Below are 12,737 nucleotides of genomic sequence, written 5' to 3' on the forward strand. Positions count from 1 at the left end.
CCGACCCGCGAAGAACCCTGGAGGAACCCCGTGAATCTGCTTCTGCTCTCCAACTCCACCCAGCACGGCTGCGGTTACCTGGAACACGCCCTCGACACGGTCGCCGCCTTCCTGCCGGCCGGCGCCCGGCTCGCCTTCGTGCCCTACGCGCTCGCCGACTACGCCACGTACACCGCGCGCGTCCGGGGCGCCCTGGAACCGGCCGGCATCAGCGTCCGCGGCGTCCACGAGAACGCCGACCCGGTCGCCGAACTCGCCGCGTCGGACGCCGTGTTCATCGGCGGCGGCAACTCCTTCCGGCTGCTGAGCGCCCTCTACCGCACCGGGCTGCGTGACGCCGTGACGGAGTCGGTGCGCGCGGGACTCCCGTACATGGGGGCCAGTGCGGGGACGAACATGGCGGCGCCCACCCTCCGTACCACCAACGACATGCCCATCGTGCAGCCGCCGTCCTTCGAGACGCTCGGCCTCGTCCCGTTCCAGATCAACCCGCACTATCTGGACCCGGACCCGGCCAGCACCCACAAGGGCGAGACCCGCGAGGAGCGGCTCGGCGAGTTCCTGGAGGAGAACGACGTGCCGGTGCTCGGTCTGCGCGAGGGCTCATGGCTGCGGGTGAACGGGCGCCAGGCCCGGGTCCAGGGCGCCCGCCCCGCCCGGCTGTTCACCCGCGGCGCGCAGCCGCAGGAACTCCCGGTGGGGACGGACGTCTCTCATCTGCTCACGACCGTGCCGCGGTTCGACGCTCCGGTGCGCTGACCGTCAGCACCAGATCGGTCTCGCCCCGCGATCCCCGAGTTCCCCGAGAGCCGTGCGGCCCGTCCGCCGGGTGCGACACGGGGCGGGCCCTCGGCGCGTACCCGGCGGCCGACCCGGCCAGGACGAAGCTGCCGTGGCCGGGCGCGGCGAGCGCGTAGCGGCCCTGCGCGTCCGTCGTGGTGAGCCCGGCCTGCCGGCCGTGCCGGTCGATCAGGGTCACATTGGCGCCCGCCACCGGCGTCCCGTCCGCCTCCAGCACGCGGCCACGGAAGCCGTCGGAGCCGAGATACGGATGCGGGACGGCGGGCAGCGGGTCGCCGGCCTCGCGCGCGGCGGCGTCGGCGGCGCTGCTCGCAAGGAGCACCGGCGCGGCGGCCTTCCGCGGCGACGGCAGGAACGCGGCCAGGACGAGACCGACCAGCACCGCACCCGTCGCGATCATGAACGAGGTCCGGAAGCCCTCCATGCTGGGCACCTCGACCGGCCCCATCCGCACCGAGGTGTTCGCCAGCACCATGCCGATCACGGCGCTCGACACCGAGGTGCCGATCGAGCGCATCAGGGTGTTGAGTCCGTTGGCCGCGCCCGTCTCCGAGGCGTCGACGGCGCCGATGATCAGCGCGGGCAGCGAGGAGTACGCGAGCCCGATGCCGGCCCCGAGCAGCACCGCGATCACGATGGTCTGCCAGGCGGCGCTCATCAGGCCGAGCCCGGCCCCGTAACCGATCGCGATGACCAGCATGCCGAGCATCAGCGACACCTTGGGGCCGTACCGGGCCGAGATGCGGGCGTACAGCGGGGCCACGAACATCATCGTCAGGCCGAGCGGGGCCACGCACAGGCCGGCGACGACCATGGACTGGCCGAGGCCGTAACCGGTGGACGTCGGCAGCTGGAGCAGCTGCGGAAGGACCAGCGAGACGGCGTAGAAGGCGACGCCGACCATGATCGAGGCGAGGTTGGTGAGCAGCACCTCGCGCCGGGCCGTGGTCCGCAGATCGACCAGCGGCGCGTCACTGCGCAGCTCGAACACGCCCCAGAGCACGAGGACGACCAGGGCGGCGGCGATCAGGCCGAGCGTGGTGCCCGAGGTCCAGCCCCAGTCGCTGCCCTTGGTGATCGGCAGCAGCAGGAGAACCAGACCGAGCGAGAGGCCGAGCGCGCCCGTGACGTCGAACCGCCCGGGAGCGCGCAGCGAGGTCTCCGGCACCACCAGCACGGTCAGCGCCATGGCCAGCACGCCGAGACCGGCCGAGCCGAAGAAGAGGGTGTGCCAGTCGGCGTGCTGGGCGACCAGCGCGGCGGCGGGCAGGGCGAGTCCGCCGCCCACCCCGATCGAGGAACTCATCAGGGCCATCGCCGAACCGAGCTTCTCGCGCGGCAGCTCGTCGCGCATGATGCCGATGCCCAGCGGGATGGCGCCCATCGCGAAGCCCTGGAGCGCACGGCCCACGATCATGATCACGAGGTCGTCGGTGAACGCGCAGATCAGCGAGCCGATCACCATCACGGCGAGGCTGGCCAGCAGCATCTTCCGCTTGCCGTTGAGGTCGCCGAGCCGTCCCATGATCGGCGTGGCGACGGCTCCGGCGAGCAGGGTCGCCGTCATCACCCACGTCGCGTTGGACGGGTCGGTGTGCAGAAGCGCGGGCAGGTCCTTGATGACGGGGACGAGCAGGGTCTGCATCACCGCGACGGTGATGCCCGCGAAGGCGAGCACGGGAACGATCCCGCGGCCCCCCTTCGATGCCCCCGGATCAGGAAGCTCGGCGGCGGTCTGTTCGTGCGTCGTCTGTGGCATGCGTGCGGCCTCCGGGCAGCGGAAGAGGGGTGGAGATGAGGTGCGGGGTCAGGACTGCGTCCCTGCGGCGGACAGCACTGACCGCCAAGTACGTGCAGAGTGAAACCTTTCGGATGCCCGAGCTATTCCGGTGAATAAGCCAAGAACAGGTCAAGTCGCACGGGCCGGCCCGACCGGGAGCGCATCTGACCTTCCGTCAGATTGGAACGTGTTCTACTCTTGCGCCGTTCCAGTGGCAGCGACCGGCGAGGATCCGCATGGGCATCGGAATCACCGAAGAGCACAGGGAGCTCGCCCAGGCCGTGCGGGGCTGGCTGGCACGGGCCGTATCGCCCGGAGAAATCCGCAAACTCCTCGACGCGAACGCCCCCGCCGGCCCCGGCGCACGCCCCGCGTACTGGGACGGCCTCGCGGAGCAGGGGCTGCTCGCCCTCCATCTGCCCGAGGCGTACGGGGGCGGGGGCGGCGACCTCCTCGATCTCGCCGTCGCCCTCGAGGAGGCGGGCCGCGCCGCACTCCCGGGCCCCTACCTGGCGAGCGCCCTCGCCTCCGCGGTTCTGCATGAGGCCGTCCTGCGCGAGGCCGTCCCGGATGAGGCCGTCCTGCGCGAGGCCGTCTCGCACGCCTCGGGCGCCGGTGAGCTGGTACGCGACCTGGCGGCCGGGACGCGCATCGGGGCCGTCGCGCTTGGCCCCGGCACCCTCACCGCCGTCGAGCGCGAGGGCGGCCACCTCCTGGAGGGCGCGCTGCCGCCGGTCCTCTCCGGTGCCGAGGCCGACCTGCTCCTGCTGCCCGCCGCCTCCACCACCGGCATCCGCTGGTTCGCCGTCGACACCGCGACGCAGGGCCTCACCGTGCGCCCGCACCGCAGCGCCGACCCCACCCGGCCCACCGCCGCGGTCCGCGCCGACCGGGTCCTGGTTCCCGCCGGACGCGCCCTGCCCACCGACTCCCGCCTCGTCCGCGACCTCGCCGCCGTCCTCCTCGCCGCCGAGGCCTGCGGCACCGCGGCCCGCTCCCTGGACACCGCGGCCGAACACGCCAAGGTCCGCGAACAGTTCGGCCGCCCCATCGGGCAGTTCCAGGGCGTCAAGCACCTGTGTGCCGACATGCTCGTCCGCGTCGAACAGGCCCGCGCCCTGGTCTGGGACGCCGCCCGCGCGGCCGGTGAGCCCGAGGCCGTACGCGGTCTGACGGCCGCTCTCGCCGCGGCGACCGCCCTGGACGCCGCGTACAGCTGCGCCAAGGACGCCATCCAGATCCTCGGCGGCATCGGCTTCACCTGGGAACACGACGCCCATCTGTATCTGCGCCGCGCCCTGGTGGCCCGGCAACTGCTGGGCCCCGGCGACGACCACCGGCAACGCGCCGTCCGCCTGGCCGCAGGCGGAGCTCGCCGCGAACTCATTCTGGAACTACCGGAGCCGGCGGCCGCGTACCGCTCGGCGGCCCGCGACGCCGTCGCCGCCGCCCGCGGCCTCGACCCGGGAGCCGCCCGCCGCGCGCTCGCCCCCACCGGCTACGCGGCCCCGCATCTGCCGGCGCCGTACGGGCTGGGTGCCGGTCCCGTGCAACAACTGGCCGTGCAGCAGGAGTTGAGTGACCAGGGCGTGAAGCTGAGCGGCCTGGGGATCGCCACCTGGGTGGTGCCCTCCCTCCTCGCGCACGGGACCGCCGCGCAACAGGAGCGCTACCTCCTGCCCACCCTGCGCGGTGAACTCCAGTGGTGCCAGCTGTTCTCCGAACCCGGCGCCGGCTCCGACCTCGCCTCGCTGCGCACCCGTGCCGAACGGACCCCCGAGGGCTGGCGGATCAACGGCCAGAAGGTGTGGACGAGCGCCGCCCAGTGGGCCGACCACGGCATCCTGCTCGCCAGGACGGACCCGGACGCCCCCAAGCACCAAGGGCTCGGCTACTTCCTCGTGGACATGAAGAACACCCAGGGCATCGACATCCGCCCCCTGAAGGAGATCACCGGCGACTCCCTCTTCAACGAGGTGTACTTCGACGACGTCCTGCTGCCCGAGGACGCCCTGGTCGGTGAGGCGGGCGGCGGATGGCAGGTCGCGCGCAACACTCTGGGCAACGAACGCGTCCACATGGCCGACCAGGTGGCCTTCGACACCGGCCTGGAGGCCCTGATCGAGCGCGCCGCCGGGCTCGATGGCGCCGCCGGGCTCGACGGCGCCTGCCGGGCCAGGATCGGGGCGCTGGCCGTCGAGGCCCACGCACTGGCCTGCATCGGACTGCGCACCACGCTCCAGCAGGTCTCGGGCCTCGAGCCGGGCGCCGGAGCCTCCGTACGCAAGCTCGTCCAGACCGTCCACCAGCAGAGGGTCGCCGAACTGACCCTCGAACTCCTCGGTCCGGACGGGGCGGTGTGCGAAGGGGCGGGGGAGCGGGCGGTGCACGGCTTCCTGATGTCCCGCTGCCTCACCATCGCGGGCGGCACCACCCAGGTTCAGCTCAATGTCGTCGCCGAGCGCATCCTCGGCCTCCCGCGGGACTGAAGGGACAGCAGATGAAGGCGTACATCGTCGGCGTCGGGATGACGAAGTTCGAGAAGCCCGAGACCCGCGACTGGCAGTACTGGGACATGGCGAAGGAGGCCGGGACCGCCGCGCTCGCCGATGCCTCGGTCACGTACGAGGACATCGAGCAGGCAGCCGTCGGCTACTGCTTCCAGGCCTCCACCGCCGGGCAGCGCGCCGTCTACGGACTCGGGCTGACCGGCATACCCGTCTACAACGTCAACAACAACTGCGCCACCGGCTCCACCGCCCTGATGATGGCCCGCCAGTTCGTCGAGGGCGGCGGCAGCGACTGCGTCCTCGCGCTCGGCTTCGAGAAGATGGCGCGCGGATCGCTCGGCGGCGACGGGTCCGACGGCGGCGCGGGCGACTTCAGGACATCACCGGTGGCCCGGCACTACGGCATCATGGCCGCCGCCCACGGCTTCGAGATGACCCCGCCCACCGCGCAGATCTTCGGCAACGCGGCCCGGGAGCACATGGAGCGCTACGGCACCACGGAAGCGCAGCTCGCCGCGGTCGCCGCCAAGAACCACCGCCACTCGGCCGGGAACCCGTACGCGCAGTTCCAGGACCCGTACACGGTCGACGAGGTCCTCACCGCCAAGCCCATCCACCGCCCCCTCACCCGGCTCCAGTGCTCCCCGACATCCGACGGGGCGGCGGCGGCCGTCGTCGTCTCGGAGCGCTTCGTCGACCGGCAGGGGCTCGGCGACCGGGCCGTCGAGATCGCCGCCCAGGCCATGACGACCGACACCGAGGACTCCTTCGCCTCCGGCACCTGCATCGACGCCGTCGGCCTGCCGATGTCGCGCGAGGCGGCACGCCAGGTGTACGAGAGAGCCGGCATCGGCGCCGAGGACCTCGATGTCATCGAGCTCCACGACTGCTTCTCCATCAACGAACTCCTCACCTACGAGGCGCTCGGGCTGTGCGGCGAGGGCGAGTCCGGCGCGCTCGTCGAGTCCGGCGCCACCACCCACGGCGGCCGGTGGGTGGTCAACCCCTCGGGTGGCCTCATCTCCAAGGGCCATCCGCTCGGCGCCACCGGGATCGCCCAGGCCGCCGAACTCACCTGGCAGCTCAGGGGCGAGGCCGGGCCCCGGCAGGTGCCGGACGCCCGGACCGGACTCGCCCACAACATCGGGCTGGGCGGGGCGGCGGTGGTGACCCTGCTGCGGAGGTGAACCTCGGGAGTCCCGGTCCTACGCCGCTGAGGCCCGGTCGGCTCCCGGTCCTACGCCGATGGACCAGGCCGGTCCGGTCCGGAAACCGATGTACGGGGTCCGGGGCGGCTGCGAGTATGACGCCTATGGTTGACGTCTCGACGCCCACACGCCGTACCGGCGGCACCCGGACCCGCACCTGGGCGGTCGTGCTCGCCGCCTGCACCGGCCAGTTCCTCGTCGTCCTCGACGTGTCCGTCGTCAATGTGGCGCTCCCTTCCATGCGCACCGACCTGGGGCTGAGTGCCGCAGGCCTGCAGTGGGTGCTCAACGCGTACTCCATCGCCTTCGCCGGATTCATGCTGCTCGGCGGGCGGGCCGCCGACCTGTACGGCCGCAAGCGGATGTTCCTCGTCGGTCTCGGCCTGTTCACCGCGGCCTCCCTCGCCGGTGGACTCGCCCAGGAGGGCTGGCAGTTGCTCGCCGCCCGGGCCGCCCAGGGACTCGGTGCGGCCGTGCTCGCCCCCGCGACCCTCACCCTGCTCACGGCGGCCGTCCCCGAGGGGCCCGCCAGGGCCAGGGCCATCGGCACCTGGATGGCCGTCGGCGCGGGCGGCGGTGCGGCCGGCGGACTGATCGGCGGGGCGCTCACCGACGCCCTGTCCTGGCGGTGGGTCCTGCTCATCAACGTGCCCATCGGGGTGCTCGTCCTGATCGGCGCCGCGCTGTGGCTCGCCGAGGGCCGGGCCGGTGACCGCGGCCGGATCGACCTCCTGGGCGCCCTGCTCGTCACGGCGGGCCTGGCCTCGGTCGCGTACGGCATCGTGCAGACCGAGGAGTCGGGCTGGACCGCCGCCGCAACCCTGGTGCCGCTGCTGGGCGGTGTGGCGCTGCTCGCGCTGTTCGCCGTGGTGGAGGCCCGGACGGCGAAGCCGCTGATGCCCCTGCGGGTGCTCGGGGCGCGGGCGGTGGCGTCGGCGAACGTGGCGATGCTGGTGATCGGCTCGGCCACGTTCTCGATGTGGTACTTCATGACCGTGTACGCGCAGAACGTGCTGGACTATTCCCCGCTGAGGGCCGGACTCGCCCTGATGCCCACCTCCGTGGCCATCGTGGTCGGCTCGAAGTGCGCGCCGCGGCTGATGGCCCGTACCGGCGCGAAGAACCTGGCGCTGATCGGCACGGTGATGGCCGCCGCGGGCTTCGGCTGGCAGTCCACGATGACTGCCGACGGCTCGTACCTCACGGCGGTCTGCCTGCCCGGCGTCCTGATGATGGCCGGCACCGGCCTCGCGGCCACCCCGCTCGCCTCCCTCGCCATCTCGGGCGCGGCCCCCGGCGAGGCGGGCCTGGTCTCAGGCCTGGTCAACACCTCCCGCACGATGGGCGGCGCGCTCGGCCTGGCCGTGCTCTCCACGGTCGCCGCGGCCCGCACGAACGGCTCAACGGACCCGGTGGAACTCACCGCCGGCTACGCCCTGGCCTTCCGGACGGCGGGCGGTGTCCTGCTCGGCGGACTGCTCCTCATGGTCTTCTGGCTGCCGCGCCACGGATCGGCGAAGCGCTGAGGGCCACCTTCGGGCTCAGAGCCACCCCTGCTGCCGGGCCGCCCGGACCGCCTCCATGCGGTTGCGGGTGCCCGTCTTCCCGATCGCCGAGGACAGGTAGTTGCGGACCGTCGACTCCGACAGGTGCAGCTTCAGCGCGATGTCGGCGACCGTCGCCCCGTCCACCGAGGCGACCAGCGCATCGCGCTCCCGCGCGGTCAGCGGGCTCGGGCCGGCGCTCAGCGCGGCGGCGGCCAGGGCCGGGTCGATGACGGTCTCCCCGCTCAGCACCCGGCGGATCGCCTCCGCGAGCTCCTCGACCGGGCCGTCCTTCACCAGGAAGCCCGCAGCCCCGGCCTCCATCGCGCGCCGCAGATAGCCGGGCCGGCCGAACGTGGTGAGGATCAGCACCCGGCAGTCCGGCACCTCCTCCCGCAGATCGGCGGCCGCGTCCAGTCCGCTGCGGCCCGGGAGCTCGATGTCGAGGAGCGCCACATCGGGCCGCGACGTGAGCGCGGCGGCCACGATCTCGTCGCCCGCACCCACCTGGGCGACCACCTCGATGTCCGGCTCCAGACCGAGCAGCAGCGCGAGCGCGCCGCGCATCATGCCCTGGTCCTCGGCGAGCAGCACCCGTACGGACTTGGCCGGCCGGTGATCCTGCGGCATCTCGTTCACGGGAACAGGGTAGGGCGGGCGGGGGTGGTGGGGGGCCCGGCACGGCCGGCCGGGGCGACGCCGGCCGGCGTCCACGTCACGCGCCAGGTGATGACGCCGAATTCGCACAGCCGGGCCCCGCCCCGTCCGGCCGGTCGACGGCGTACCGGCGTCGGTCCGCCGTGCCCTGGCCCATCCGGCCCGGCATGGCGGGCTGCGCTGCGGTGCGAGTCCCGCCACCGTTCAGCCGTCACCGGCCGCACCGCCCCCCGCCGCGTCCGCCGGAAGTTCCGCCGTCACCACGAAGCCGCCCGCCGGTCCGGGGCCCGCCTCCAGGGAGCCGCCGGCCAACGTGAGGCGCTCGGTGAGGCCCTTCAGGCCGGTGCCGCCGATGCCCGGGGTGGGCGGGACGGGCGGGGTCCGGCCGTCGTCGGTGACCGTGAGGTGGACGCGGTCCGGAGTGCCCTCGACGACGAACGCGCAGGTGGTCGCCGTGGAGTGGCGGACGACGTTGGTGACGGCCTCCCGCACCACCCAGCCCAGCAGCGCCTCCGTCTGCGGTGCGAGCGGGGGACCCGAGCGGAGGACGGAGGGTTCGATCCCGGCGGCGGTCAGCGCGGACCTCGCCCGGTCCAGCTCGGTGGCCAGGCTGCCCTCGCGGTAGCCCGTGACCGCCTCGCGGATCTCGGTGAGCGCCTGGCGGCCGACGGACTCGATGTCGGCGACCTGCGAGAGCGCCGCGTCCATGTCGCGCGGCGCGAGCCGGCGTGCGGCCTCCGACTTGACGACGATCACCGAGAGCGTGTGGCCGAGCAGGTCGTGCAGGTCGCGGGAGAAGCGCAGCCGTTCCTTCTCGACGGCGGTACGGGCCAGTTCCTGCCGGGTGGAGCGCAGTTCCATCACCGTCTCCGAGAGAGTGAGGATCGCGGCTGTCACCGCACCCGAGATGAACGTCCCGTACCCCAGCGTCCACGGTGTCGACGCGCTGTCGTCGCGCCACACCGCGATCAGGCAGGCCGCCACGGCGAGGCCGAGCAGCCCGGCGGCGAGCCAGCGGTGGCGCAGGATCGTTCCGCACGCCAGGGAGAGCAGCGGGAAGAAGAGCAGCCAGCTGCCGCCGTACCCGATCGCCAGACCGAAGGTGATGGCTGCCATCGCGCCCAGCAGGACGTACGACACCGGGCTCTCGCGCCTCTCCTTGACGAAGCCCCGGAACACCACCGAGATGTAGAGGGAGTTGAAGGCGAGCAGCCCGATCCCGCCGATCCACGGGTTGGGGGTCTCGCCCTGGAAGAGGTTGGAGAAGGAACCCAGACCCATCAGCAGCCAGGGCAACAGGGCGTACGGGCCCGGCGGGCCGGGGCGGCGCCCCTCCTTGCGCAGCCGGCGCCGTTCCTTCCGGGCCGCTCTTCCGTTCCTGCACATGGCCACTCCCGTCACACGGTCCTCGCGGACCGACGGTACGAGATCACGGCGTACGTGCCGAACAGCATCAGCCAGGCGGCGAGTACACCGACTGTCGTGACGCCGGGCGCATGGCCGTCCGTGGCCGCCCAGCCCAGGTCGGCGAACCGGTTGGCCGGGGTGAACCTGCCGACGGAACGCAGCCACTCGGGCAGCAGCTCCAGCGGGAACCACAGCCCGCCGACGACCCCGAAGCCCATCAGGCACGCGACGTTGACGACTCCGGTGCCCTGCGGAGTGAGGCGGAAGCCGTTGCCCAGGCCGAGCAGGGTGAAGGGCAGGGCGCCGATCCACAGCAGCAGGACGAGGGCGGCCCACTGCCAGGCGGCCAGCCGTACGCCGTTCAGCAGACCGCCAGCCAGGAGCACCGTCAGGATCGTCGGCAGGACGGTCACCGAGCCGCTGATCGCCCGGCCCACGACCGCGTGCGTGGGGGACAGCGGAGTGATCCGCAGCTGCTGGAGCCAGCCCAGCGACTTGTCGGAGGCGACACCCGTACCGATCGACATGGCGGAGCCGAGTGCTCCGTACGCGGCCATGCCGACCATCGACGCGGTCTTCCAGCCGTCGACCCCGTCACCGCCGCCGATGTTCGTGAAGATCAGGTACATCATCACGGGCATTCCGGTGCCGAAGATCAGGAACGTGCCGTCGCGCAGGGTGCGGCGCATCTCGAGCACGATGTAGCGGTACATCAGACAGTCTCCTTCGCGGACCGGGGGGCGTCGGCGGCCGGCGCGGTGAGGGAGAGGAAGGCGGCCTCCAGCGTCGCCAGGGACACCTGGAGGCCGCGGACCAGGCCGAGCCGGGCGAGTTCCACCACGGTGGCGTCGGAGTCGTCCGTGTGCAGCACCGCACGGTCGCCGGTCACCTCGACCGTCACGACGCCGGGCAGCAGTTCCAGGCCCTCGGTGGAGCGGCCCGCCAGATCGAAGGAGACCTGGCTGTGGCCCGCCGCGGCCTTGATGGCCTCACCGCTGCCGTCCGCGACGATCCGTCCGCGGTCGACGACGACGATCCGGTCGGCGTTCTCGTCGGCCTCCTCCAGGTAGTGGGTGGAGAACAGCACCGTGTTGCCGCGCCCGGCGTAGGCCCGCATGGACTCCCAGAACGCGTGCCGCCCCTCCACGTCCAGGGCGGCGGTCGGCTCGTCCAGCACGATCAGCTCCGGATTCCCGGCCAGCGCGACGGCGAACCGGACCCGCTGGATCTGACCGCCGGAGAGCTTGTCGATCCGTCGGTTTGCGTACTCCGCGACACCCGCCAGGGCCAGCGCCTCGGCGACCGGCAGCGGCTTCGGGTAGATGGCGGCGACGAACGTGACGAGCTCGCGGACGGTGACCCGCTGGATGGGCCGCCCGTCCTGGAGCATGGCGCCGACCAGGCCCGCCCGTACGGCCTGTTCGGGCGCGCGGCCCAGCACCTGCACGGTGCCGGCGTCCGGCTCGTTCAGCCCGAGCAGGAGGCTGATCGCCGTGGACTTGCCCGCGCCGTTCCGCCCGAGCAGGGCGACGGTCTCGCCCCGCCCGACGGTCAGCCCGATCCCGTCCACGGCCCGCACCTGCTGTCCGGCCCTGCCGAAGGTCTTCACCGCGCCGGTGAGGACCACCGCGGCCCCGCTCCCCGTTGTCTGCGTCATGCATACGACGCTACGGAGCCCGGACCCGCCGCGGCAGAGGCTCATGTACGCACTCCGCGATGACAAATGTCATTGCCGCGGCAGAGCGCGAAGGACTGCCACCGAGTGGATCTGACGAGACGTCAGCAGTCTTCACAAGTGCTGAGTGCTGCGTTATACATAGGGCCAACCGGCTAGAACGCGTTCTAGAACGGGCGTGGTCGCCGGTCCCCGCACGACCTCGGTGCGGCCGACGGTGCGGACGGCCGCACCGAGGTCTTTCACCGTCGAGGAGCAGCTTCCCCATGCCCATTGATGCCGAGAAAGCTCTCGCCGCCGAACCCCGGACCAGCCACATCAGCTGGGACCACAAGGACGTCCAGCTCTACCACCTGGGGATCGGGGCGGGCGCCCGCCCCGATCTGGCCGACCCCTCCGTCGACCCCGGCGAGCTGCGCTACACCCTGGAGTCGCGGCTCCAGGTCCTGCCCTCCTTCGCCACGGTCGCGGGCGCCGGCACGGCCATGGCCGGAGGCCTCTCCGCACCCGGAGTCGACATCGACCTCGCGGCCGTCCTGCACGGCGGGCAGAGCGTACGCGTGCACCGGCCCGTCCCGGTGAAGGGCAGCGCCGTGACCACCACGAAGGTCGCCGCGGTGTACGACAAGGTCAAGGCGGCCGTGCTGGTGCTGCGTACCGAGGCCGCCGACGAGGACGGTCCGCTGTGGACCAGCGACTCCCAGATCTTCGTGCGCGGCGAGGGCGGATTCGGCGGCGAGCGCGGTCCGTCCGAGCGCATGGTGTACCCCGCCATCGCCGGCAACCACGTGGTGGAACGGCCTGTGCGCCCCGACCAGGCGCTGCTGTACCGCCTCTCCGGGGACTGGAACCCGCTTCACGCCGACCCCGAGTTCGCCGCGCTGGCCGGCTTCGACCGGCCGATCCTGCACGGCCTGTGCACGTACGGCATGACGCTCAAGGCCGTCACCGACACGGTGCTCGGCGGCGATGCGAGCCGTATCCGCTCCTACCGCGCCCGGTTCATCGGGGTCGTCTTCCCCGGCGAGACCCTCCGCATCGAGATGTGGACCTCCCCGGACCAGGTGCGCGTCGAGGTGCGAGCCGTGGAGCGGGACAAAGCCCCGGTTCTCGGCGACACCTTCGTGGAGCACTCCTGAACCCGCATCCGAACCC

At 72.6% G+C, this 12,737-nt stretch carries 10 protein-coding genes; 5 read left to right on the forward strand and 5 right to left on the reverse strand.

Annotated elements, in window-relative coordinates:
- Positions 1–30: 30 nt before the first annotated feature.
- Positions 31–759 (forward strand): dipeptidase PepE, encoded by a 729-nt coding sequence (gene pepE / locus ABTX18_RS06930; RefSeq protein WP_352121682.1) that lies wholly within the window; start codon positions 31–33, stop codon positions 757–759.
- Here pepE and ABTX18_RS06935 read toward each other — a convergent pair.
- Complete coding sequence (locus ABTX18_RS06935) at positions 722–2,560, reverse strand: MFS transporter (protein ID WP_352121683.1); 1,839 nt, start codon at positions 2,558–2,560, stop codon at positions 722–724. The genes pepE and ABTX18_RS06935 overlap by 38 nt on opposite strands.
- A gap of 257 nt (positions 2,561–2,817) precedes the next feature.
- Here ABTX18_RS06935 and ABTX18_RS06940 point away from each other — a divergent pair, with 257 nt between their 5' ends.
- The 3 genes from ABTX18_RS06940 to ABTX18_RS06950 all read left to right on the forward strand — a co-directional run bounded on the left by ABTX18_RS06940 (position 2,818) and on the right by ABTX18_RS06950 (position 7,825).
- The gene (locus tag ABTX18_RS06940) at positions 2,818–5,070 is read left to right on the forward strand and encodes an acyl-CoA dehydrogenase family protein (RefSeq protein WP_352121684.1); all 2,253 of its coding nucleotides are present in this window, start codon (positions 2,818–2,820) and stop codon (positions 5,068–5,070) included.
- 11 nt (positions 5,071–5,081) lie between these two features.
- On the forward strand, positions 5,082–6,278 hold the full coding sequence (locus tag ABTX18_RS06945; protein ID WP_352121685.1) for a lipid-transfer protein: 1,197 nt from the start codon (positions 5,082–5,084) through the stop codon (positions 6,276–6,278).
- A gap of 116 nt (positions 6,279–6,394) precedes the next feature.
- Positions 6,395–7,825, forward strand: a complete 1,431-nt coding sequence (locus ABTX18_RS06950; protein ID WP_503061101.1) for an MFS transporter — start codon at positions 6,395–6,397, stop codon at positions 7,823–7,825.
- A 15-nt stretch (positions 7,826–7,840) separates the two neighbouring features.
- On the opposite strand, the gene ABTX18_RS06955 is transcribed toward ABTX18_RS06950, so the two are convergent.
- The 4 genes from ABTX18_RS06955 to ABTX18_RS06970 form a co-directional block, all read right to left on the reverse strand.
- The gene (locus ABTX18_RS06955; protein ID WP_352121862.1) at positions 7,841–8,473 is read right to left on the reverse strand and encodes a response regulator; all 633 of its coding nucleotides are present in this window, start codon (positions 8,471–8,473) and stop codon (positions 7,841–7,843) included.
- A gap of 231 nt (positions 8,474–8,704) precedes the next feature.
- Positions 8,705–9,886 (reverse strand): sensor histidine kinase, encoded by a 1,182-nt coding sequence (locus ABTX18_RS06960; protein ID WP_352121687.1) that lies wholly within the window; start codon positions 9,884–9,886, stop codon positions 8,705–8,707.
- Between the two features lie 11 nt (positions 9,887–9,897).
- Positions 9,898–10,620, reverse strand: coding sequence for an ABC transporter permease (locus ABTX18_RS06965; RefSeq protein ID WP_352121688.1), 723 nt, complete (start codon positions 10,618–10,620; stop codon positions 9,898–9,900).
- Entirely contained in the window at positions 10,620–11,564 is a 945-nt protein-coding gene (locus ABTX18_RS06970; RefSeq protein WP_503061102.1) for an ABC transporter ATP-binding protein, read from the reverse strand. The genes ABTX18_RS06965 and ABTX18_RS06970 overlap by 1 nt, the downstream gene beginning before the upstream one ends.
- Before the next feature lie 284 nt (positions 11,565–11,848).
- Between ABTX18_RS06970 and chsH3 the strand changes: the two genes are divergently transcribed.
- A complete protein-coding gene (chsH3, locus tag ABTX18_RS06975; protein WP_352121689.1) occupies positions 11,849–12,721 on the forward strand; it encodes an enoyl-CoA hydratase ChsH3 in 873 nt (290 codons plus the stop codon).
- Positions 12,722–12,737: the final 16 nt, after the last annotated feature.

This window comes from Streptomyces sp. NPDC096323 (assembly GCF_040302845.1).
Classification (GTDB): domain Bacteria; phylum Actinomycetota; class Actinomycetes; order Streptomycetales; family Streptomycetaceae; genus Streptomyces.

Bases quoted from the DNA above. Each gene is read 5' to 3' on its own strand.
- chsH3 (WP_352121689.1), top strand. From the start codon at position 11,849: ATGCCCATTGATGCCGAGAAAGCTCTCGCCGCCGAACCCCGGACCAGC.
- ABTX18_RS06960 (WP_352121687.1), bottom strand. From the start codon at position 9,886: ATGTGCAGGAACGGAAGAGCGGCCCGGAAGGAACGGCGCCGGCTGCGC.
- ABTX18_RS06970 (WP_503061102.1), bottom strand. From the start codon at position 11,564: ATGACGCAGACAACGGGGAGCGGGGCCGCGGTGGTCCTCACCGGCGCG.
- ABTX18_RS06935 (WP_352121683.1), bottom strand. From the start codon at position 2,560: ATGCCACAGACGACGCACGAACAGACCGCCGCCGAGCTTCCTGATCCG.
- ABTX18_RS06965 (WP_352121688.1), bottom strand. From the start codon at position 10,620: ATGTACCGCTACATCGTGCTCGAGATGCGCCGCACCCTGCGCGACGGC.
- ABTX18_RS06950 (WP_503061101.1), top strand. From the start codon at position 6,395: ATGACGCCTATGGTTGACGTCTCGACGCCCACACGCCGTACCGGCGGC.
- ABTX18_RS06940 (WP_352121684.1), top strand. From the start codon at position 2,818: ATGGGCATCGGAATCACCGAAGAGCACAGGGAGCTCGCCCAGGCCGTG.
- ABTX18_RS06955 (WP_352121862.1), bottom strand. From the start codon at position 8,473: ATGCCGCAGGATCACCGGCCGGCCAAGTCCGTACGGGTGCTGCTCGCC.
- ABTX18_RS06945 (WP_352121685.1), top strand. From the start codon at position 5,082: ATGAAGGCGTACATCGTCGGCGTCGGGATGACGAAGTTCGAGAAGCCC.